The organism is Clavibacter lycopersici (assembly GCF_003576405.1).
Lineage (GTDB): Bacteria > Actinomycetota > Actinomycetes > Actinomycetales > Microbacteriaceae > Clavibacter > Clavibacter lycopersici.
Window position 1 is genome coordinate 1 of record NZ_QWGT01000595.1, and the last position, 318, is coordinate 318.

Sequence of the window (318 nt, forward strand, 5' to 3'; positions counted from 1 at the left end):
GGACGCGCGCGCGGGAGGACGAGCGCGACGTGGAGATCGTGCGGGCCCGGACGCAGCGCGGCCCAGTCGCCGGCCGGGATCGCGACGGGCACGCGCGTGCTGTCGCCGGGATCCAGCGCCACGGCGCCGCGCTGCCCGCCCGTGAAGGCGAAGGAGATGCCGGGCACTGGCGCGCCCGGCTCCGTGAACGCGCCGATCGCGACGAAGGCGTCGCCCTCCCGCGGGATCCACCGATCGGCACCGACGTTCACCACGTCGACGACCGGGGCCTCCGGATCGCCGCCGTCGGTCATCACGGTCGGCCAGCGCAGCTCGAGG

1 pseudogene is annotated in these 318 nt (G+C 76.7%); it reads right to left on the reverse strand.

The annotated features are described in order from the left end of the window. A pseudogene (locus DZG00_RS16700) lies at positions 1–318 on the reverse strand (hypothetical protein); the annotation flags it as partial.